Raw genomic sequence first — 22145 nt, 5'->3', positions numbered from 1 at the left:
CAGGTCACGACGCTCGGCGAGCCTCCTTGCCCGGCACCGCGATTCACCTGCCGTGACGTAGGATGTAGCGCGTGCCCGATCAGCGCCATGCGGCACCGGAAGGAGCTTCGGAGCGCGTGATCACGAGATTGACGCCGCAAGACGCGTCGTTCTATCGGCTCGAGTCGAGCAGTAACCCGATCCACATCGGCTCTCTCGCGATCCTGAACAACTCCTCCCCCGACAGCACAGGCCAGGTACTGGACTACGAACGCCTCGTCGACCTGGTCGAATCCCGGCTGCCGATGGTGCCGCGCTACCGCCGCAAGGTGCGCGAGATCCCGCTCGCCATGGGCAGGCCGGTCTGGGTCGAGGACAGCCGTTTCGACATCAGCTATCACATCCGGCGTTCCGCGCTGCCGAGTCCCGGCAGCGACGGCCAGCTCTACGATCTCGTCGCCCGGCTCGCGTCGCGACCCCTGGACCAGGGACGACCACTGTGGGAGATGTATCTGATCGAGGGCCTCGCCGACGGGCGCGCCGCGGTGTTCACCAAGTCGCACTCGGCACTCGTCGACGGTGACACCGCCCTGGAGATCGGGCACGTGATCCTCGACAACTCCCCGCTGCCGCGCGAACTGGCCGACGACTCGTGGCGTGCGCCGCGCGAACCCACCGATGTGGAACTGCTCGCCGGAGCGCTCTCGCAACTGGCCGCGCAACCGCGCGAGGCCTACAGCGTGATGCGCGACGCCGGATCGAACGCGTTCGGGGTGGTGCGCGGCACGCGGATGGCGGTGAAGGCCGCGGCCAGCGTGGTGCGCGCGGCGACCTCGAGCGCGGCGCCGGACAGCCCGCTCAACGCCCGCACCTCGCGCAGCCGCCGCTTCGACGTGGTGCGCACCGATCTGGACGACTACCGCACGATCCGCAGGCATTTCGACTGCTCGATCAACGACGCGGTGCTCGCGGTGGTCACCGGGGCGCTGCGTAACTGGCTGCTCTCGCGCAACGAGGCACTGGTCGAGTCGACCAATCTGCGCGCGGTGGTGCCGATGTCGGTCTATGTCGACGGCGACAATCAGCTGACCCCGGCCAGCGAGGTGTCCTCGTTCCTCATCGATCTGCCCGTGGGCGAACCGAATCCGACGATGCGGCTCTCCCACATCTCGCATGCCACCGAAGCGGCGGGCAGGCAGCGCCGCGGGGTGCGGGCGCGCACACTCGTGCACCTGGCCGGGTTCGCGCCCGCGAGCCTGCACGCGATGAGTGTGCGCGCGGCGAGTACCTTCGCCGACAACAGTTTCAATCTGGTGATCACCAACGCGCCGGGACCACAGACCGCGATGTACATCGGCGGCGCGCGCATGCTGGAGATGTATCCGGTATCACCGCTGCTGCGCAATCAGACGTTGAGTTTCGGGCTCACCTCGTACGACGGTCAGGTCTTCTACGGACTCAACGCCGACCGCGACGCCATGGCCGATATCGATGTCCTCGCGGCATCGGTGCACGAATCGATGGAGGAGTTGCTCGGTGCCTGTCTCTGAGAACGACACGATGCGCGTCTACATCCCGGCGACGATTCCGCTGCTGCGCCAACTCGTCGACGAGCAGCAACTGCTCCCGCTCGGGGCGACCGCGTTCGCCGTGACGCCCGCGCTGCGCGAGGCCTATGCCGCGGGCGACGACGAGGAGCTCGCCGAAGTGGCGATGCAGGAAGCCGCCCGGGCCTCCATGCGGTTGATCGGCGCCGAGCGCGACGGACTCGACGACGACGCCGAGGGCTCGGCCACCACCCCGGGTGGCCCGGTGTATCGGCGCGCGGTGATCGCGGCGGATGTAGCGGGGGCGAAACTGCGGCCCGATCTCGACGATGCTGTGGTGAAGCTGTCGGGGCCGGTCACCTTCAAACAGGTCGCGGCCGTGCATGTGGACCTGGCCGAGGCCGAGCCGCAGGTGGCCAAGGCGGTGGACGTCATCGACGCCGCTGACCTCGGCGATACCGACGCGGAATTCGTGCTCGGTGACGCGGAGGACCACCAGCTTGCCTGGTACGCACCACAAGAACTGCCGTTCCTGCTCGAGCTGTTGTAATCTGCGGCGGGCGGCGGCGGGGTTGCCCAATGTTCACAACTGGCGCTGAACCTACGATGCCGTAACCTGGCTGCGAGAGGGCTACCCCACGGTGGACCGGATGCACGACAGGGAGAAATCGCACAGCATGGTCATCGACAAGTTCCGGGAATGGCTCGAAGCACCGGCGGCGCAGGTCGCCGACCGCGGCGGCAAGCTGAACATCTTGCGCGGCGCGGTAGCCCGGGTCACCACTCCCCTGCTGCCCGACGACTATCTGCATCTGGCCAACCCCCTGTGGTCGGCGCGCGAACTGCGCGGGCGCATCGTCGAGGTCCAGAAGGAGACCGCCGACTCGGCGACCCTGGTGATCAAGCCGGGCTGGGGCTTCGATTTCAAGTACCGCCCCGGGCAGTACATCGGCATCGGCATCCTGATCGACGGCCGCTGGAACTGGCGTTCCTACTCGCTCACCTGCCCGCCGGACTGGACCGGCGAGGGCGGCAAGCGGCTCATCTCCATCGCGGTGAAGGCGATGCCGGAAGGCAAGTTGTCCAGCCACCTTGTCAACGGGGTGGCCGCGGGCACCATCGTGCGGCTGGCCGCGCCGCAGGGCGGGTTCGTGCTGCCGGAGCCGCCGCCGGCGAAGGTGCTGTTCCTCACCGCGGGCAGCGGGATCACCCCGGTCATGTCGATGTTGCGCACGATGGACCGGCGCGACGGCGTCAACGATGTGGTGCACGTCCACTCCGCACCCACCGACGCCGACGTGATGTTCGGCGCCGAACTGCGCGCCCTGCACGACAAGCACCCCAGCTTCGTCTCCCACCTGCAGCTCACCGATGCCCACGGCCTGTTCTCCCTGGCCAGCCTCGACGAGCTCTACCCCGACTGGCGCGAACGCGAGACCTGGGCCTGCGGGCCTGCCCCGATGCTCGACGCGATCGAAAGCCACTGGAAGAACGCGGGTGTGGGCGACCAGCTGCACATCGAGCGCTTCGAGGTGGAACGCTCCGCGATCGGCGAGGGCGGCACGGTGACCTTCGGCACCACCGGACGCACCCTCACCGTCGACGGCGCCACCAGCCTGCTCGAAGCCGGTGAGTCCGTCGGCGTGCAGTTGCCCTTCGGCTGCCGGATGGGCATCTGCCAGACCTGCGTGGTGACGCTGTCCGCGGGACACGCCCGCGACCTCCGCAATGGCGACGAACGTCAGCCCGGCGACAAGGTGCAAACCTGCATCTCCGCCGCCGCCGGCGACTGCACGCTGGACATCTAACCGGTTGCCGAACCGCCGAGCGGGTACCCTTGACCTATGCGTCGGCCACAACCCGTGACCGGCGGCTATCGCTTAGGCCCCTCACTTCGATCAATGCCTGAGGGCGCGACTTAGGATCACTCACAGGCCGAACAGCATCGAGGCGACAGCCCTAGGCGCGCAGCGCCGGGTTTTTCGGCGTCTCGATTCCGGACTCGCCGAAGAGTGCGACCGAGCAGCGCCCTCGACCAGGCAAGATCGAGGTTCCCAGGCCGAGAACCCGCGGCATCAGCTGCTGATAATCAACAGGAGGACCCCCGGTGGCCATCACCGATATTCAGGCCTTCGCCCATCTGACGGCGGCCGACATCGAGACACTGGGGAAAGAACTCGATTCGATCCGCCGTTCGGTGGAGACCTCCCGTGGCGAGCGCGACGCCCGCTACATCCGCCGCACCATCGCCGCCCAGCGAGCTCTCGAGGTCGCCGGGCGCGCGGTGCTGTTCGGCAGCCGCAATCGCTGGGCGTGGCTGGGCGGCACCGCGATGCTCTCGGTCGCCAAGATCATCGAGAACATGGAGCTGGGCCACAATGTGAGCCACGGCCAATGGGATTGGATGAACGATCCCGAGATCCACTCCACCACCTGGGAGTGGGACATGACCGGCACCTCGGCGCAGTGGCGCCGGGCGCACAACTATTCGCACCACACCTACACCAACGTGCTCGGCAAGGACGAGGACCTCGGCTTCGGCATTCTGCGGATGACCCGCGACGAGGCGTGGCGTCCGGTGCATCTGGTCCAGCCCGCCGCCAATCTGCTGTTGGCCGCGACCTTCGAGTGGGGTATCGCGCTGCACGATCTCGGCATCGAGAAGGAGCTGGCCGGCGTCGAGGGCGTCACGATGACCTCGCCGCCCGACATCGAGTTCTACCGCAAGGCGGGCCGTCAGGTCGCCAAGGATTTCGTGATCTACCCGGCGCTGACCGGCCCGGCCTGGAAGTCGACGCTCAAGGCCAACGCCACCGCCAACCTCGTCCGCAATCTCTGGTCGTACGCGGTGATCTTCTGCGGCCACTTCCCCGACGGCGCGCAGAAGTTCACCGCCGAGCAGCTCGACGGGGAGACCCAGGGCGAGTGGTACCTGCGCCAGATGCTGGGCAGCGCCAACTTCAAGGCCGGCCCCGTGATGGCGTTCATGAGTGGCAACCTCTGCTACCAGATCGAGCACCACCTGTTCCCCGACCTGCCGAGCAATCGGTACTCGGAGGTGGCGGTCCGGGTGCGCGAACTGTGCGACAAGTACGACCTGCCCTACACCACCGGATCGCTGGGCAAGCAGTACCTGCTGGCCTTCCGCACCATCCACAAGCTGGCGCTGCCGGATCGCTTCCTCAAGCGCACCGCCGACGATGCGCCCGAGACGTCGTCGGAGCGCAAGTTCGCCGGCATCTCGCTGCCCGACAGCCTGCGGGTCGACCCGGAGACCGGAAAGCGTTTCGGTCTGCGCTCGGCGCTGCACGATGCCAAGGTCTCGCTCGAGATCAAGGCGCGGCACGAGAAGGAAGTGCTGCGCGAGGCGAAGACGGCGCTCAAGGCTCGAGCCCGGCAGGAGAAGCTGGCGCTGCGCGAGGCCAAGCGGGCATTGGGTGAACGCGCCGTGCGCGAACGGGGCGTGTTGCGGGACAAGGCAGCTCGTCGCATGGCTCGCCATGCTCGATAACATTTCCATCTCGATCGCGCAATAGGACTTATCACACATTTCGTCCCGAAAATCGCCAACCTACGCTCTCGTAACTTACGGTACTGTAGCCGCCATGGCGATCTCGGATGTCAAGGAATACGCGCACCTCACCGCAGCGGATGTCGAAGCTCTAGGCGCGGAGTTCGATGCGATCCGCCGGGAGATCGAATCCTCTCGCGGCGCAGCCGACGCGCGCTATATCCGCAACGTCATCCGGCTACAGCGCGCGCTCGAGATCAGCGGCCGCACGGTGCTGTTCGCCAGCTTCCTGCCCCCGGCCTGGCTGGCCGGCGTCGCCCTGCTCGGCTCCGCCAAGATCATCGAGAACATGGAGATCGGGCACAACGTCATGCACGGGCAGTGGGACTGGATGAACGATCCGGAAGTCCACTCCACCTCCTGGGAATGGGACAACGCCGGCCCGTCGGCGCACTGGAAGATCACCCACAACTTCCTGCACCACAAGTACACCAACGTGCTCGGCATGGACGACGACATCGGCTACGGCCTGCTTCGCGTCACCCGTGACCAGCGCTGGATGCCGTTCTACCTGGGCAACCCCATCTACAACTTCCTGCTGCAGGCGCTGTTCGAGTACGGCGTCGCGATCCAGCACCTCGAGCTGGGCAAGGTCGCCAAGAAGAAGTGGGCCAAGGACTCGCCCGAGTGGAAGCAGTTCGAGGCCGACCGCACCCTGGTCCTGAAGAAGATCGGCAAGCAGGCCGCCAAGGACTACGTGGTCTTCCCGCTGCTCACCGGCCCGGCGTTCGTCACCACGCTCACCGCCAACATCGCCGCCAACGTGATGCGCAATGTGTGGACCAACGCGATCATCTTCTGCGGTCACTTCCCCGACGGCGCCGAGAAGTTCACCAAGGCCGACATCGAGAACGAGACCAAGGGCGAGTGGTACCTGCGCCAGATGCTGGGCAGCGCCAACATCAGCGGCGGACCGCTGCTGCACTTCATGAGCGGCAACCTCAGCCACCAGATCGAGCACCACCTGTTCCCCGACCTGCCGAGCAACCGCTACGCCGCCATCGCGGTGCGGGTGCGCGAGCTGGCCGAGAAGTACGACCTGCCCTACACCACCGGTTCGCTGCCGGTGCAGTACTTCAAGTCGTGGCGAACCATTCTCAAGTTGTCGCTGCCGAACAAGTACCTGCGCCACACCACCGACGATGCGCCGGAGACCAAGTCCGAACGCTTGTTCGCCGGCAACACCACCCCCTCGATCGACCCGGTGACCGGGCGTCGCCAGGGACTGCGCACCGCACTGGCCGCCGGCCGCAAGCTGGCCCGCCGGACCATGGCCTGACCGGCTGCGGTTGTATGGTCGGCGTGAGTGCCGATCAGCTGAGCGTCTACGACGCGATCCGTTTGCGTCGTGACGTGCGCGCCGAATACACCGGCGAGCTCGTCGACGACGACACCCTCCTGCGGATCCTCGACGCCGCGCATCGCGCGCCCAGCGTCGGGAACTCACAACCGTGGGACTTCGTGGTGGTTCGTCAGGCCGAGACCCTGCGCCGTTTCGCCGACCATGTGGCGGACAAGCGGGTCGAGTTCGGTGCGGCGCTGCCCGCCGAGCGCGCGATGACCTTCGCGCCGATCAAGATCGACGGAATCGTCGAGAGCGGTACGGGTGTGGTTGTCACGCACGATGATTCGCGTGGCGGCCCACAGGTGCTCGGGCGGGCGAGTGTGCCGGAGACCGGCGTGTACTCCACCGTGCTGGCGATCCAGAATCTGTGGCTCGCGGCGACCGCCGAGCAGGTGGGGGTGGGCTGGGTGTCGTTCTACGATCCGGAATTCCTGCGCGAACTCGTCGGCCTGCCCACCGGGATCAAGCCGGTGGCCTGGCTGTGCGTGGGCCCGGTCGACGCGTTCCAGCAGGTGCCGGACCTGGAACGTTTCGGTTGGCGGTCCGGCCGATCGTTGACCGAGGCCGTACATCACGAGACCTTCGGCTGCTGAACAAGATCCGGACACCCGCACGGCGGATGCCCGGATCGGTCAGGGGTTCTAGGCCAGCTTGATCAGGCCGTAGTCGAAGGCGTGTCTGCGGTAGACCACCGACGGGCGGTCGGTCTCTTTGTCATGGAAGAGGAAGAAGTCGTGGCCGACCAATTCCATCTGATAGAGGGCGTCGTCCACCGACATCGGTGTCGCGGTGTGCACCTTGGTGCGCACGATGTGGCCGGGGCCCGCCTCGTCGATTGCCTCGTCGTGGTCGTGGGCAGCGGAACCGTCCGGCGGGGTGAACAGCGACTCGTCGACCAGTGTGGCAGTGGCCTGCGCGACCGAGACCGGCGTCTTGTCGCCGTAGTGCACGACGCGCCGCTTGTCCTTGGCCCGGCGCAGTCTGCTCTCGATCTTCTGGGTGGCCGATTCCAGCGCGGCGTAGAAACTGTCGGCGCACGCCTCGGCGCGCACGATCGGTCCACGGCCGCGCGCGGTGATCTCCACACGCTGACAGGCCTTGCGTTGACGACGGTTGCGTTCGTGGAACAGTTCCACATCGAAGAGGAAGATCGACGGGTCGAAGCGCTCTAACCGAGACAGCTTCTCCGCGACGTAGATTCGATAGTGGTCAGGGATTTCGACGTTGCGACCGGAGACCACCACTTCGGCGTTCGGGGTCTCGAAGTCGATCGTCTCGGTGGCACCGTTCTGGAGTGCCGTGGTGGGTTCAGCATCTTGCACTGATGCCCGTGAAGAAGTCGTCACGCGTACCTCCCGGATATGGCCGCACAACTACCAACGTAGGGCGGCGGGATTGAGCTGTGCCGATCGGGAATCGCCCGGCACCTGTATCCGCGGCACCACCTCCCAAACTTGTGGTTCGGTGTGTGCTCGCGACGCTAGTCCGCCATCGGCAAGTCCGCCACTGTTCACGCGAACTTTCATCAGTCAAGCCGCGCAGGTCACCAAAACCGCGCGCGGAACTATGCCGATCCGGCTGAGAACACGTGTCGATTCGCAGGCGGTGGCACCGGTGGTGAGCACGTCGTCTACCAGCACTACCTGGGCTTTCGCGCTGACGGCGACCCATTCGTCCGGTTCGGCGACAGTCATGATCTTGCCGCGCACATTGTGGGAACGCTCATGCGTCGTCAAGCCCACCGAATCCCGGACACCGCGTCCCATCCGCAGCAGCGGCACGCTCCGGCAATCGATCAGCCACCGTGCCGCGACCTCGGCCGAGCGGGCCACCGGGTCACCACCGCGCCGGCGTGCCGCCGCAGTTCTGGTCGGCGCGGGCACGAGCAACAGCGGGCGATCGGGGGCACGCAAGCGGGCAAGCGCGTGGGCGAGCGCCAGCCCGAGTGGGGCGGCGAGGTCGCGCCTGTTCTGTTCCTTGGCTGCCAGCACCGCCCGCTTGCCCACACCGGCGTAAGGACCGAGCGCCCAGCACGGAACACCGGGATCAGCGCGCGGCCGCACCCGGACGGGATCGCGGGCGAGTTCGGCCGCGCACTCGGCGCACCAACTCTCGCCGACCGCACCGCAGCCACCGCACCGATCGGGCAGGATCAGGTCCAGCAGGGTTCTCATAGCGCACGAGCATGACAGCGGGCACCGACATGATCAGCTCGGCAAGACCGGCACAACCCGTTCTCCGGTCAATCCGGGTACCTCACGCCAGAAACGGTCGTTGCGGGTCGGATCGGCGGTCTGTAGCTGCAGGACGGCCCGGGAATCGGCCACGTACTGCGTGGCCGGGGCCGCCGTCACCACCCGCACCGGCGGAGTGAGGTTCTGCGAGGTCACCGCACTGAACTGCGAACCGTCGATGGAGACGGTGAAGACCGGGTCGACATTGCCCTCGCGGGCCACCATGATCGTGTCGCCGGTGACCCAGCTCAACGACACCGCGCGCGAGCTCAGGCCGAGCGCGAGCGGCAGCGGTGAGGTGAGCGCGTACTTGCCGTCGGGGCGACGTTGGACCACCGCCACATACACCTTGCCGTCGGCGATCAGCGCCGCGCGCACGCCGGTGCGCGAGACCACCACCTCGCTGATCGGCGGACGTGGAGCGCCCGCGCCTTCGAACAGGGCCGTGATGTCGACGTCCTCGGTGGAGACATTGCCGGTGGCCCGATCGGTGACCGCCCGGATGACCCGGTCACCGTCGATCACTGTCCAGGCGGCGCCGCCGTCGCTGGTCCAGGACGGACGGGCGATGCTGGCACCCTCGGCGACCGCGAACGCCTTGGCCCCGTAGTTGCCGATGAGCAGGGTGCGGGCGGCTTCTGGCAGCGGTTTGCCGGAGTCGGCGACCGCGGCGACGAACTGTCCGTCGGCCGAGATGCCGACGGACTGCAGGTTGGTCGCCTCGCCGAAGGAACCACTCGGGGTGACGATCCCGTCCGGGGTGACCTGCACCAGGGCGCCGTTGCGCAGGGCGTGCAGGCCGATCCGGTTCTGGCCGGGCGCCGAGGCGCTGTACTGGTCGACATCGGCGACCGACCAGCCGCTGGCCGCGTACCGGTCGTCGAGCGGTTTACCGTCGGCGAGCAGCACGTACGGTCCGAGGATGTCGGCGCCGGCCAGGGTGAGCACCACCTGCGCGGCGAGCAGTTCGCGATCGCGCTGGCCGAGTCCGCCGATCCCGGCGAAGTCGATGCGCACTCCCCCGATGCCGACACCGACGTCACCCGGTTCGTTGTTGGCCTTGGTGATCGGACCGCGCAGCGAGACCGGCTGCGCCAACTGGTTGCGCACCACCGGGGCGATCGTGGACTGCGGGCCTTCGGCGAGCATGCCGATCAATCGCTCGGTGAGCTGGGCGCGCGGCACCGAGATCCAGCGCGGATCCGGGACCAGGAGCGAGTTACCCGGGTCGATGTAGTGCAGGACGTAGCGGTGGTAGGACTTGACGAACGCGTCGTTGCCCATCACGACGCCCGGCGGCAGCTCGGTGATCCGCCACTCGCCATCGATCTTGCTCATCTCGATCTTGTTCTCGAGCGTGCCCTCGGTGGCGCGGTAACCGCCGTCGCGGGCGAGCTCGCCGACCTTGCGGGCGCGCAGCACATAGCTGGCCTTGTCGCCCGACCGCGACTCGCGCAGGGTGTCGGGGCGATCGTCGACGATGGTGGTGCTCGCCTCGTCGTTCCAGCTGCCCGCCGTCTCGGGCGCCATGTACTGGCGGGCCGCGGCGTGCTGGTTGGTGGGGTCGGCGCTGGCGGTGAGGAAGTCGCCCAGCAGCAGGTCGGGGTCGCGGCCGGAGGTCGGCGGGGTCGGGCCCTCGGAGGTGGGCGCGCGGTTGATCGTGCCGAGTGCCTGCGGTGCGGAGGACTCCGGCAGGCTGGCGCACCCGGTGAGCACCATCAGCCCGGCCAGAACCGCCGCGACCAGTGCGGCGCCGTGCCGATCCCGACGATCACCACGCGCACTAGTCATGACTTCCTGTCTCTGGTCTCGGTGGGCGTCGACTCGTCGCGGTCGGCGTCGGCGGGGGCCGCGTCGCGGCCGTTGGTCGCCGGGTGCGCGCCTGCCGCAGGCGGTTCGATACCGGAATCGTCGGCCGAGGGGTCGTCTCGCGGTTCGTCTCCCGGCTCGACGACCGTCAGTTCGACAACAGTCGAGTCGGGTCCGGCCGAGTCGGGTCCGGTCTGCTCCACGTCGGCCGTCTCCGATCCCGTCGCCTCGTCCGCGGTCGGTCCGGCCGGTTCTGCTTCGACGGTCGTCGGCTCGGGTTCGGCTTCCGGCAGCGCGGGGACCTTGCGCAGCATCGGTTCCAGGGCGAGCGGGCTCTGCCCGAGTTTGCGGCCGCGCACCATCGGGAGCAGCAGCCGAAAGCTCGCGCCGACGCCGGGATCGCCCCAGGCCTCGAGCCTGCCCTCGTGCAGATTCGCGTCCTCGACGCTGATCGACAAGCCGAGCCCGGTGCCACCCGAGCGACGCACCCGCGAGGGGTCGGAGCGCCAGAACCGGTTGAACACCAACTTTTCCTCGCCCGGCCGCAGCCCGACGCCCTGATCGCGCACCACAGTCGCGACAGCGTTGGACTCGGCGTCGCCGCGCATGCGGATCAGCACCGGCTTGCCTTCGGAGTGGTCGATCGCGTTGGCCAGCAGGTTGCGCAGCACGCGCTCGACGCGGCGCGGGTCGACCTCGGCGACCACCGGCTCCTCCGGTAGGTCGATCACCACCTCGACCTGGGCGTCGCGAGCCAGATGGCGGACCGTGGAGATCGCGGCACGCGCGCACATCCGCACATCCAGCGATTCGACCTGCAGTTCGGCCACACCCGCGTCGTGGCGGGAGATCTCGAGCAGGTCGTTGAGCAGGCCCTCGAACCGGTCCAGCTCGTTGACGAGCAGTTCGGAGCTGCGCGCGAGGGCGGGATCGAGATCGTCGCTGGAGCCGTGGATGAGGTCAGCCGCCATGCGCACCGTGGTGAGTGGGGTGCGCAGTTCGTGGCTGACATCGGAGGTGAAGCGGCGCTGCAGATTGCCGAATTCCTCGAGCTGGGTGATCTGGTTCGACAGGCTCTCGGCCATCTCGTTGAACGCTTGCGCGAGCCGGGCCATGTCGTCCTCGCCGCGCACCAGCATGCGTTCTTTGAGTCGGCCGTCGGCGAATCGGCCCGCGATCCGCGCCGCCGACCGGATCGGCAGCACCACCTGCCTGGTCACCAGCGCGGTGATCGCGGCGAGCAACACCAGCAGCACCACGCCACCGATGAGCATCGTGCCGCGCATCAGCGACAGGCTCGATTCCTCGCTGGCCAGCGGGAAGATCAGGTAGATCTCCAGGGTGGCGACCTCGGCGCTCGGGCTGCCGATGACCAGCGCGCGCCCGCGGTAGCCGTCGGGGTCGGCGACGGTGGTGAACTGGTAGGAGACCTGATTGCGCTGGACGAATCGGCGCAGCTCCTGCGGCACCTCGGCGAGCGGTCCGGCCGCGATCTCGTGTGGCGGAGTGCCGCCGACCATCGCCAGCGCCGAGTCGAAACTGCCCGCGGCGCCGCTGGACTGCCCGGTGCCACCACGGCTGGACAGCGCGGCTCGCGCGTCGGCGAGTTGCTGATCCTGGCTGTTACCGGACGGAACGCCGGACATCTTGTTCTCGATCGTGCTGCGGGCACGATCCATCTCCTCGACAGCCGCGTTGATCTTGGCTTCGAGGAGCCGGTCGGTGATCTGACCGGTGAGCACGACCCCGAGGATCGTGATCACGATGAGCGACAGGGTCAACGTCGAGACGATGACCCGCAGCTGCAGCGATCGGCGCCACAGGTGGCCGAGTGCGGTCCCGACGGCCTGGAACCAGGCCATGATCGGGCTCGCCCATCGCCGCAGCTGCGCCACTGGACCAGTGGTCACAGCGGCGCCCCGCAGTGACCGATCACGGCGGTCCGGCCTTGTAACCGACGCCGCGCACGGTGAGCACGATCTCCGGGTTCTCCGGATCCTTCTCGACCTTGGCGCGCAGTCGCTGCACGTGCACGTTCACCAGACGGGTGTCGGCGGCGTGCCGGTAGCCCCACACCTGTTCGAGCAGCACCTCGCGGGTGAACACCTGACGCGGCTTGCGCGCGAGCGCGACCAGCAGGTCGAACTCCAGTGGGGTGAGCGAGATCTGCCCGGGGCCGCGGGTCACCTTGTGCGCGGGCACGTCGATGACGATGTCGGCGATCGAGAGCAGCTCGGCGGGCTCGTCCTCGGTGCGGCGCAGACGCGCCCGCACGCGGGCGACGAGCTCCTTGGGCTTGAAGGGTTTGACGATGTAGTCGTCGGCACCGGACTCCAGGCCGAGGACCACATCGACCGTATCGGTCTTGGCGGTGAGCATGACGATCGGAACGCCGGAATCGGCCCGCAGCACCCGGCATACGTCGATGCCGTTCATGCCGGGCAGCATCAGGTCGAGCAGTACCAGGTCGGGGCGGATCTCCCGCACCGCTGACAGGGCCTGTGTGCCGTCGCCCACCACATGCGGGTCGAACCCTTCCCCGCGCAAGACGATGGTCAGCATCTCAGCGAGTGCCATATCGTCGTCGACGACCAGAATCTTGGGCTTCATAGTCCTATGTTGTCATCTCCATGGCCAGGATCGGGCCGCCACGCCATTAATGGTGTGAACCCGTCGCGTATCCAACCTTATCCGGAAAAGATTTCCGAGCAGAGGGTGAGTAACGCAGGCCTATCGTCATCGGATCGGTATGTCCACCACCGGCCGAACCAGTCGCGGTCGGCGAGTTCACGATAGACCTCGCCGGTGCGCCGCTGCAGACCGCCGTCCCGTTCGTAGGCATCGAGGGCGCGGGTGTCGTCGAGTTCGCCTCGGAGCCGGGCGCGTTCGGCCGCCACCTCGGTGGGCACGTCGAGCAGAACGGTGAGATCCGGCGTTGGCAGTTCGAGTCTGCCGAACTCCAGATCGCCCACCCACGACACGATTTGGCCGTCGGCGTCCTGGTGCGCCCGCGCGGCCGAGTAGGCCGCGTTGGACGCCACCCATCGGTCCAGGATCACGATGTCGTTGCCGCCCAACAGGTCCGACAGCTCCGCGCGCGCCGCCGCCCGGTCGAGCGCGAACATGATCGCCATGCCGTTGATCGAGCCGGCCAGGTCGCCGTTGCCCCCGCGCAGCGCCTCCGCCGCCAGATCGGCGTGGATCGAATGCCCGTATTGCGGAAAGGCCAGACTGTCCGCCCGCAAGCCCTTCGCGGACAATTCGGCGATCAGCCCGTCGATCAAAGTCCGCTTACCGGCACCATCGAGCCCCTCGACCGCAATCAGTACGCCCATGCGCAGCAGATTACCCGCCGGATGACGACGGCGGCCCGCCGACCGAAGGTCGACGGGCCACCGTGGCGTACAGAACTCAGTAGCGGTAGTGCTCCGGCTTGTACGGGCCTTCCACGTCCACGTTGATGTACTCGGCCTGATCCTTGGTGAGCTTGGTCAGGGTGCCGCCGAGGGCCTCGACGTGGATCTTGGCGACCTTCTCGTCGAGGTGCTTGGGCAGGCGGTAGACCTCGTTGTCGTACTCTTCCGGCTTCGTCCACAGCTCGATCTGGGCGATGACCTGGTTGGAGAAGCTGTTGGACATGACGAACGAGGGGTGGCCGGTGGCGTTGCCCAGGTTCAGCAGGCGACCTTCGGACAGCAGGATGATCGCCTTGCCGGTCTCCTGGAAGGTCCACTCGTCGACCTGCGGCTTGATGTTGATCCGGGTCGCGCCCGAACGCTCCAGCGCCGCGATGTCGATCTCGTTGTCGAAGTGGCCGATGTTGCCCAGGATCGAGTGATCCTTCATCGCCTTCATGTGGTCGAGGGTGATGATGTCCTTGTTGCCGGTCGAGGTGATGACGATGTCGGCGTCGCCGATCGCCTGCTCGACGGTGACCACGTCGTAGCCGTCCATCAGCGCCTGCAGCGCGTTGATCGGGTCGATCTCGGTGACCTGCACGCGCGCGCCCTGGCCGGCCAGCGACTCGGCGCAGCCCTTACCGACATCGCCGTAACCGCAGATCAGCACCTTCTTGCCGCCGATGAGCACATCGGTGCCGCGGTTGATGCCGTCGATCAGCGAGTGGCGGGTGCCGTACTTGTTGTCGAACTTGGACTTGGTGACCGAGTCGTTGACGTTGATCGCCGGGAACACCAGCTCACCCGCGGCGGCGAACTGGTACAGCCGCAGCACGCCGGTGGTGGTCTCCTCGGTGACACCCTTGACCGAGTCGGCGATGACGCTCCACTTGGTCTTGTCGGCCTCGAGGCTCTCGCGCAGCAGGTCGAGGAACACCGTGTACTCGGCCGAGTGATCGGCGTCGGCGGGCGGAACCAGACCGGCCTTCTCGAACTGCGCGCCGCGCAGCACGAGCATGGTCGCGTCGCCACCGTCGTCGAGGATCATGTTGGCCGGGGCGTTCGGCCAGGTGAGCATCTGCTCGGCGGCCCACCAGTACTCCTCCAGCGTCTCGCCCTTCCAGGCGAAGACGGGGATGCCCTTGGGCTCGTCGACGGTGCCGTTCGGGCCGACCACGATGGCGGCGGCGGCGTGATCCTGGGTGGAGAAGATGTTGCAGGAGGCCCAGCGCACGTCGGCGCCGAGAGCAACGAGGGTTTCGATCAGGACGGCGGTCTGGACCGTCATGTGCAGCGATCCGGAGATTCGCGCGCCCTTCAGCGGCTGGACGTCGTGGTATTCACGGCGCAGCGCCATCAGGCCCGGCATCTCGTGCTCGGCGAGGCGGATCTCCTTGCGGCCGAATTCGGCCAGCGAGAGGTCTGCCACCTTGTAGTCGATGCCGTTGCGGACGTCGGGGGTGAGCTCGGTGCGCGCGGGGAGTTCTGAGGTCGTCACGTTGGCTAGGTTACCGTCTGGGGCCGCGCGAGTTCCCCTCCTCCGCCGAGGTGGAGTCTCAGGCCGCCGCGCGGTATCGGGCCAGCAACCGTCGCGGCTTCGCGGGCGGGACATTGGCCAGGCTCAGGTCGCCGCCGTAGTGCGCCGCGACCTTGGGGTCCATCACCGCACGCCACAGCGGCGGAACGGCCGCGAGCACGATCATGGTGGCGTACCCGGCGGGCAGCTGCGGAGCTTCTTCGCTGCTGCGCAGGGTCTGGTAGCGGCGGCCCGGGTTGGCGTGGTGGTCGCTGTGGCGCTGCAGATGGAACAGGAAGATGTTGGTGACCAGGCGATCGGAGTTCCAGCTGTCGCGCGGGGAGCACCGTTCGTAGCGGCCGTTGGGCTTGCGCGCGCGCAGCAGCCCGTAGTGCTCGACGTAGTTGACGGTCTCGAGCAGCGCGATGCCGATCGCGGCCTGGACGGCCAGCCACGGGAGGATGGACGGGCCGAACACGAGCGTCAGCGAACCGAACAGCACCGCCGTCATCGCCCAGGCCTGCAGAATGTTGTTGTCGGCGCTCCACCAGCCGCGACCCTGCCGGAGCAGGCGGGCGCGCTCGAGGTGCACGGCCGACCGGAACCCGCCGATCACGCTGCGCGGCAGGAACTCCCACAGCGATTCGCCCAGCCGGGCGCTGGCCGGATCCTCAGGGGTTGCCACGCGGGCGTGGTGTCCGCGATTGTGCTCGACGAAGAAGTGCCCGTAGCCCGACTGGGCCAGCGCGATCTTCGACAGCAATTTTTCGGCACTCTCCACCCGGTGGCCCAATTCGTGGGCGGCGTTGATGCCGATGCCGCTGACGAAGCCGACCGTGGCGGCCAATCCGAGCTTGTCGACCAGGGCCAGCTCGGGGCTCGTCCACATGAAGCAGGCCACACCGAGGCTGATCAACTGGATCGGCAGGAACAGGTAGGTGCACCACCGGTAGTACCGGTCAGCGGAGAGCGCCGCGTAGTCCTCGTCGCGGGGATTGTTGCCGTCTTCGCCGACGATCCAGTCCAGCACGGGAATGGCGATCAGGACGATGACAGGTCCGATCCACCAGAACACTTCAGCCTTGGTATGGAACACCAGCTGGGAGGGCAACAGCGCGCTCGCCGGGGCGATCAGCCCTAAAGCCCAGAGATACCGTTTGGGATCACGAAGACCCCCCGGTTTGCCAACCGTTTGCACACCCGCTCCGCTACAAAAAGACCAATCGCCGACCGATGTGAATACTGACAGACCGTAGGCGCGTTACACAGCGGCAGATCCTCAAACGTGGTGATGGTTACACAGGGGCGAATCAGAGCTTGTGACTTCTCTCAGTGATCCACTTCACCGGATGGGACACGGATGCCCCGTACCTGCACAATTGCCTCGACGTACGGGCTGAGCAGTGCGCTCATCTCGGCCGGGGCGTCGCGTTCGGGCACGGGCGGATTCGGAATGTAGCTCAGCGCGATCCGCACCAGCGCGTGCGCGAGCACATCGGCCTCGGCATCGGTCGCGTTCACCCAGCTGTGCACGAAAACCTGAGTCAGACGCGTGGTGGCGTGCTCGAGCAGCGGGGCCGCGTCCAGCGTGATCAACCGCAACAGGTCCGGCTTCATCTCCCCGCTCAGCAGCGAGCGGACCAGCGGGTCACCCGCGGCGGAGAGGAAGAAGCCGGTCATCCCGACCCGGATCGAGGCGCGGGCATCGCCCACATTGGCATCGAGCGCCTCGCGCACATGGTCGACGAGGTCGTCGGCCAGGCGCAGCGCGTAGGCCTGCGAGAGCCCCGCGCGCGAACCGAACTCGTTGTAGAGCGTCTGCCTGCTCACCCCGGCCCTGGCCGCGACGTCACCGAGCGTGACCTTGGACCAGTCACGCTCGGTGAGCAGTTCGCGCATCCCGTCCAGGACCGAGTTGCGCAGCAGTTCGCGCGCGGCCTCCTGGTACGGGATGCGCGAACCGTTGCGCGGGGTACCCGCGACGCTCACGAACGTTCGATCTCGACCATGAAGAAGTCGGACTTGCGGGCACCGCAATCCGGGCAGGTCCAGTCGTCGGCGATGTCTTCCCAGAGGGTGCCGGGGGCGATGCCGTCGTCGGGCCAGCCCTGGGCCTCGTCGTACTCGAAACCGCACTGTGCGCACTGGTACAGCTTGTAGTCGGTCACTGCGAAACTCCTACCGCCTCGAAGTCGATCTTTTCCCGCACCCCACAGTCCGGACAGCACCAGTCGTCGGGAACGGCCGTCCACAGTGTGCCAGGCGGAAATCCTTCGCGTGGCGCGCCTTTGGCTTCATCGAAGACGAAATCACACACCGGACATTTGTAGGCGCTCACGACCCGACCTCGGTTCCGTACTTTTCCAGCACCTGTTCCCGGCGCTTGGGTTCGATATTGGCGAGGGTGACGTCCCCGCCGTAGTGCGCGAGCACGCGCTTGTCCATCACCTTGCGCCAGATCGGCGGGAAGTAGCCGAGCAGGATCATGCTGGCGTAGCCACTGGGCAGGTTCGGCGCACCGTCCCAGCTGCGCAGCGTCTGGTAGCGCCGGGTCGGATACGCGTGATGGTCGCTGTGGCGCTGCAGGTGGTAGAGGAAGATGTTGGTGACGATGTGGTCGCTGTTCCAGCTGTGCGCGGGCGCGGGTCGTTCGTAGCGTCCGCCGGCCGTCTTCTGCCGGACCAGGCCGTAGTGCTCGAGGTAGTTCACCGACTCGAGCAGGCTGAACCCGATCACGGCCTGCAGGATCAGATACGGCAGCACCTCGATGCCGAATACGGCGATCAATCCGAGCCACAACACCACCGACATCGCCCAGGCGTTGAGCACGTCGTTGCGCAGCGTCCAGGGACTCTTGTCGAGCCGACCCAGACGTTGCTTCTCGAGATGCCAGGCCGAGCGCAGGCTGCCCCAGACCGTGCGCGGCCAGAATGCCCAGAAGGACTCACCGATGCGCGAACTCGCGGGGTCTTCCGGCGTGGCGACCCGCACGTGGTGACCACGGTTGTGCTCGATGTAGAAGTGCCCGTAGAACGACTGGGCCAGCGCGATGCGCGCGAGCCAGCGTTCCAGTTCGACCTTCTTGTGACCGAGTTCGTGCGCGGTGTTGATGCCGATGCCGCCGATCATGCCCACGCTGATCGCGATACCGATCTTGTCGACCACATTGGCGCCGCCGGGGAAGCCCAGCCAGTGCAGGTTCGGCGCGGTGATGATGTAGCAGGCGAAGATGAGCGAGGCGTACTGGAACGGCAGGTACAGGTAGGTGAGGTAGCGGTAGTACTTGTCGTTCTCCAGGTACTCCATCACCTCGTCGGGCGGGTTGTTGCCGTCGGGACCGAAGAACAGGTCCGCCAGCGGGATCACGAGGTAGACCAGCACCGGCCCGAGCCAGAACGGGATCTCGGCGATGCGATGCCAGCCGAGCTGGTTGAGGCCCCAGATCAGGGGGATCGCGATCGTGAACAGGCCGGTCGGGGCGAACAGCCCCCACAGCCACAAATATCGCTTGGAATCTCGCCACTGCGGCGGTGCGACCCGCTGCTCGGACGCGTTGGCATCAGTCGACATCATCGTCTCCAGTCCCGAGGCACATCTCACACGTGTGATGTGCGTAACTCTCTGTCACAGACGATATGTCCGGATGCGTCCGCTGTCTAGACAAATTGGCCAATTTGTAAAGCAGTGACGACTCGATAACGCGGACGGCGACCGTGCCCGAACTGGACACGGTCGCCGTCGTTACAGGTCAGTGACCTTTTCAGGGGCCTTTACATTCGGCCTCTGACCGGAAGTAGCACGTCCGCGCCCGGTGGTAGCCCGTCGACCGGCCACCACCGCAGATCGGTCGATTCGGCACTGCGGACCGGCACCGCACCGGGGGGCGCCACGATCTCGAAGAGCAGGTCCAGATGCCGCGTCGGCACGCCGAGCGAGCAGGTGATCGGGTGCGCCTGCGCGCCGTAGAGACCCGGCGTGAGAATCAGGTCGGGGATGCCGGATTCCTCCACCGCCTCCCGCAGCGCCGCGTCCTGCACGGTCTTGTCATCGGGTTCGCAATGACCACCCAGCTGGATCCAGCGACCGACGCGTGGGTGCAGGGTGAGCAGGATGTCGCGACGGTCGTGCGACAACACGATCGCCGACGCGGTGATGTGGCCGGGCGCGTGTTCGCGCAGACACCCGCGGGGAGCCGAGCCGAGGAAGGCCAGAATCGCTTCGCGCAGTGAGTGATCCGCGCGGGCCTCGGGTTCCCAGTGCGTGAGCAACTCGGTCGCCGACGCGTGCAGCGACTCCGCGCTCACAGTTCCACCAGGCCCGCGCCTGGCGAGCCGACGGTGCGCGCCACCGGCTCCTCCAGGGGATGACCGATCGCGATGGCGCCCAGCGGCATCCAGTCCTCGTCGAGCCCGAGGACCTCGCGAACGATCTCGGGCGCGAAGATGGTCGAGCCGATCCAGCAGCTGCCGAGGCCGTCGGCGGCCAGCGCCACCAGCAGCCCCTGCACCGCCGCGCCGACGGCCACCGTGAACATCGTCTGCTCGGCCGCCTGACGACGAGCGTCGGGATAGTCGTGGGCGCCATCGGGCACGCAGAACGGGATGATCACTTCCGGCGCGTCGAAAAGGATTCGGCCACGCGCGATCCGACGCCGCACGCGTTCGGGGTCGAGCCCGTCGGCGGTGAGGTCCTCGCTCCACTTCTCGGTCATGGCATCGAGCAGCTGGGTCCGCAGCGTCGCCTTGCGCAGCCAGACGAAGCGCACCGGGCGGGTGTGGTGCGGCGCGGGCGCGGTGAGGCCGACCGCCACGGCGGCGCGGATCCGTTCCGGGTCCACCGCCTCGGTGGTGAACGCGCGCACCGAACGACGCAGCGGCACAGCCTCTTTGCGGCCCTGCTCGAGCGCTTCGGCGGTGCCGAGCCAGAACAGGTCGTCGATGCCACCGCGCAGCAGTGCCGCCGCGGTCGACCCGTCGTCGTCGGTCCGCAGCCCGCGCACCACCGCCACCGGGACTCCGCCGAGCTTGCCCTTGACCAGATCGGCGGCGGCGGCGAGCTCGTCGGCGACGGCCACCTGCGTGACGTGCAGTTCGTTGCCCTGCCCGTCCACCGAGCCGGCGTAATCATGGAGCACCCGCAGCCCGGCCGACCCGATGGCTGCGTCGATCTGCCCGTTGCGCCAGGCCCGGCCCATGGTGTCGGTGATGACCACGGCCACGTCGACGCCGAGCCGCTGGGCGAGCGCGGTGCGCAGCGACTTCGCGCTGCCGTCGGGATCGACAGGCAGCAGCACCAATTCACCCTCGGCCACGTTGGAGCCGTCCACCCCGGAGGCCGCCTGCACGATGCCGAGCCGGTTCTCGGTGATGAGGGTGCGGCCCTTGCGCGCGAGCACCCGCACGGCTTCGTCCTCGACCAGCTTGCGACGAGCGGTGTCGCGCTCCTCGGGGTCGACCGGCGCGACGACGATGCGCCCCTCGACCTTCGACACGATCTTGCTGGTGACCACGATGATGTCGCCGTCGGCGAGCCAGGGTGCCTGTGCCGCAAGGTGTTCGGCGATGTCGTCGCCGGGCCGGAACTCCGGCAACCCGGTCACCGGGAGGATCCGCAACTCGTCGGCGGCGTGGTCGGGCAACGCGCCGCCGGTGTCGTTCGTCTGCGAACTCATACCTTCACTCCCGCCAATTCCAATGCGGCGCGCGCCATTTCAGCGGTGGCCTCGGGGTCGGTCATCAACAGCGGAACGCTGCGCACCTCCACGCCGGGAACATCGGCGGAGTCGGTGGAGTGCACCAGCCACCCGTCGAGGATGCCGGTGGCCGAGCGGGCGCCGTAGTGGCGGCCGATCGCCTCCGCGGTGGACTCCACGCCGATCGCGGTCAGACACTCATCGGCCATGCCTCGCAACGGCTTTCCGTCGATCACCGGCGAGAGCCCGATCACCTTGGCTTCGCTGGTGCGTAGCGCGCCTCTGATTCCGGGCACGGCGAGGATCGCGCCGATGCTCACGACGGGGTTGGACGGGGCCAGCAACACGGCGTCAGCGGAGCCTATGATTTCGGTCACATTCGGCGCCGGCGAGGCTTGCTCGGCGCCGATCGAGGCAAATCCGTGAGTCGGGAGCGCCGCGCGGTACCGCACCCACCATTCCTGAAAGTGGATCGCGCGACGTTCGCCAGCATTGTCGGGATCGCTGACCACCACGTGGGTTTCGCAGCGATCGTCGGTAGCCGGAATCAGCTTCACCCCCGGCTGCCAGCGATTGCACAGCGCTTCGGTGACCGCGGACAGCGGATATCCGGCACGCAGCATTTCGGTGCGAATGAGGTGGGTGGCGATATCGCGATCGCCCAGGCCGAACCAATCGGGCTGGGCGTTGTATTTCGCCAGCTCCTCTTTCGCGTGCCAGGTTTCGTCGGCGTGGCCCCAGCCACGCTCGGTGTCGATGCCACCGCCGAGGGTGTACATGCAGGTGTCGAGGTCGGGACAGATGCGAAGGCCATGCATCCAGACGTCGTCGCCGACGTTGACGATGGCCGAGATGTCGGCTTCGGGCAGCAGCTGCCGGACGCCTTGGAGGAACCGGGCACCGCCGACACCGCCGACGAGAACGGCGATCTTGGGCTCGCGCACCGCGTGTTGTGCAGTCACAGGGTCACAGCCTAGTGAGTGACGGTTGCCCGTCGCTTCCGCGCCGAATTACAGCGAAGTTGCTGGTCATTTGCCACGGCACATAACAAGAT

At 67.3% G+C, this 22145-nt stretch carries 21 protein-coding genes; 6 read left to right on the top strand and 15 right to left on the bottom strand.

What is annotated here, in order from left to right:
* The first annotated feature begins 116 nt into the window (after positions 1-116).
* The 6 genes from ACWFRF_RS26415 to bluB all read left to right on the top strand — a co-directional run bounded on the left by ACWFRF_RS26415 (position 117) and on the right by bluB (position 7035).
* Positions 117-1529: a WS/DGAT/MGAT family O-acyltransferase gene (locus tag ACWFRF_RS26415; protein ID WP_378993531.1), complete on the top strand. Its 1413-nt coding sequence runs from the start codon at positions 117-119 to the stop codon at positions 1527-1529.
* A 10-nt stretch (positions 1530-1539) separates the two neighbouring features.
* A complete protein-coding gene (locus tag ACWFRF_RS26410) occupies positions 1540-2076 on the top strand; it encodes a DUF6912 family protein (protein WP_452452808.1) in 537 nt (178 codons plus the stop codon).
* A 100-nt stretch (positions 2077-2176) separates the two neighbouring features.
* Positions 2177-3334, top strand: coding sequence for a ferredoxin reductase (locus ACWFRF_RS26405; RefSeq protein WP_378993530.1), 1158 nt, complete (start codon positions 2177-2179; stop codon positions 3332-3334).
* 299 nt (positions 3335-3633) lie between these two features.
* Positions 3634-5037, top strand: a complete 1404-nt coding sequence (locus tag ACWFRF_RS26400; protein ID WP_378993529.1) for a fatty acid desaturase family protein — start codon at positions 3634-3636, stop codon at positions 5035-5037.
* Between the two features lie 94 nt (positions 5038-5131).
* Positions 5132-6376 (top strand): fatty acid desaturase family protein, encoded by a 1245-nt coding sequence (locus ACWFRF_RS26395; protein ID WP_452452759.1) that lies wholly within the window; start codon positions 5132-5134, stop codon positions 6374-6376.
* 14 nt (positions 6377-6390) lie between these two features.
* The gene (bluB, locus tag ACWFRF_RS26390) at positions 6391-7035 is read left to right on the top strand and encodes a 5,6-dimethylbenzimidazole synthase (protein ID WP_379311858.1); all 645 of its coding nucleotides are present in this window, start codon (positions 6391-6393) and stop codon (positions 7033-7035) included.
* Positions 7036-7083: 48 nt separating this feature from the next.
* On the opposite strand, the gene hpf is transcribed toward bluB, so the two are convergent.
* The 15 genes from hpf to cofD all read right to left on the bottom strand — a co-directional run bounded on the left by hpf (position 7084) and on the right by cofD (position 22053).
* Positions 7084-7713 (bottom strand): ribosome hibernation-promoting factor, HPF/YfiA family, encoded by a 630-nt coding sequence (gene hpf / locus ACWFRF_RS26385; protein ID WP_379311862.1) that lies wholly within the window; start codon positions 7711-7713, stop codon positions 7084-7086.
* A gap of 258 nt (positions 7714-7971) precedes the next feature.
* The gene (locus ACWFRF_RS26380; protein ID WP_452452757.1) at positions 7972-8616 is read right to left on the bottom strand and encodes a ComF family protein; all 645 of its coding nucleotides are present in this window, start codon (positions 8614-8616) and stop codon (positions 7972-7974) included.
* Between the two features lie 33 nt (positions 8617-8649).
* Positions 8650-10467 carry an MtrAB system accessory lipoprotein LpqB gene (gene lpqB / locus ACWFRF_RS26375; RefSeq protein ID WP_449963920.1) on the bottom strand — a complete coding sequence of 606 codons (1818 nt, stop codon included), beginning with the start codon at positions 10465-10467 and terminating at the stop codon, positions 8650-8652.
* On the bottom strand, positions 10464-12347 hold the full coding sequence (mtrB, locus tag ACWFRF_RS26370; RefSeq protein ID WP_452452806.1) for an MtrAB system histidine kinase MtrB: 1884 nt from the start codon (positions 12345-12347) through the stop codon (positions 10464-10466). The genes lpqB and mtrB overlap by 4 nt, the downstream gene beginning before the upstream one ends.
* Positions 12348-12417: 70 nt before the next feature.
* The gene (gene mtrA / locus ACWFRF_RS26365; RefSeq protein ID WP_056813049.1) at positions 12418-13095 is read right to left on the bottom strand and encodes an MtrAB system response regulator MtrA; all 678 of its coding nucleotides are present in this window, start codon (positions 13093-13095) and stop codon (positions 12418-12420) included.
* A 77-nt stretch (positions 13096-13172) separates the two neighbouring features.
* Positions 13173-13820 carry a dTMP kinase gene (locus ACWFRF_RS26360; protein WP_378993525.1) on the bottom strand — a complete coding sequence of 216 codons (648 nt, stop codon included), beginning with the start codon at positions 13818-13820 and terminating at the stop codon, positions 13173-13175.
* A gap of 76 nt (positions 13821-13896) precedes the next feature.
* Positions 13897-15381, bottom strand: coding sequence for an adenosylhomocysteinase (gene ahcY / locus ACWFRF_RS26355; RefSeq protein ID WP_452452754.1), 1485 nt, complete (start codon positions 15379-15381; stop codon positions 13897-13899).
* Positions 15382-15439: 58 nt separating this feature from the next.
* Positions 15440-16597, bottom strand: a complete 1158-nt coding sequence (locus ACWFRF_RS26350; RefSeq protein ID WP_452452752.1) for an alkane 1-monooxygenase — start codon at positions 16595-16597, stop codon at positions 15440-15442.
* Positions 16598-16728: 131 nt separating this feature from the next.
* Entirely contained in the window at positions 16729-17388 is a 660-nt protein-coding gene (locus ACWFRF_RS26345) for a TetR family transcriptional regulator (RefSeq protein ID WP_452452751.1), read from the bottom strand.
* Entirely contained in the window at positions 17385-17567 is a 183-nt protein-coding gene (locus ACWFRF_RS26340) for a rubredoxin (RefSeq protein ID WP_378632574.1), read from the bottom strand. Before ACWFRF_RS26340 ends, ACWFRF_RS26345 begins: the two co-directional genes overlap by 4 nt.
* The gene (locus ACWFRF_RS26335) at positions 17564-17737 is read right to left on the bottom strand and encodes a rubredoxin (protein ID WP_082844102.1); all 174 of its coding nucleotides are present in this window, start codon (positions 17735-17737) and stop codon (positions 17564-17566) included. Before ACWFRF_RS26335 ends, ACWFRF_RS26340 begins: the two co-directional genes overlap by 4 nt.
* Positions 17734-18972 carry an alkane 1-monooxygenase gene (locus tag ACWFRF_RS26330; RefSeq protein WP_449963905.1) on the bottom strand — a complete coding sequence of 413 codons (1239 nt, stop codon included), beginning with the start codon at positions 18970-18972 and terminating at the stop codon, positions 17734-17736. The genes ACWFRF_RS26335 and ACWFRF_RS26330 overlap by 4 nt, the downstream gene beginning before the upstream one ends.
* 197 nt (positions 18973-19169) lie before the next feature.
* The gene (locus ACWFRF_RS26325) at positions 19170-19703 is read right to left on the bottom strand and encodes an NUDIX hydrolase (RefSeq protein WP_378993521.1); all 534 of its coding nucleotides are present in this window, start codon (positions 19701-19703) and stop codon (positions 19170-19172) included.
* Entirely contained in the window at positions 19700-21070 is a 1371-nt protein-coding gene (locus ACWFRF_RS26320) for a coenzyme F420-0:L-glutamate ligase (RefSeq protein ID WP_452452749.1), read from the bottom strand. The genes ACWFRF_RS26325 and ACWFRF_RS26320 overlap by 4 nt, the downstream gene beginning before the upstream one ends.
* Entirely contained in the window at positions 21067-22053 is a 987-nt protein-coding gene (cofD, locus tag ACWFRF_RS26315) for a 2-phospho-L-lactate transferase (RefSeq protein WP_378993519.1), read from the bottom strand. Before cofD ends, ACWFRF_RS26320 begins: the two co-directional genes overlap by 4 nt.
* Positions 22054-22145 lie beyond the last annotated feature (92 nt).

The sequence above is a fragment of the Nocardia sp. NPDC055165 genome, assembly GCF_053606985.1.
Note: the sequence above shows the minus strand (reverse complement) of the source record. Positions and strands in the feature narration are given on the sequence as shown.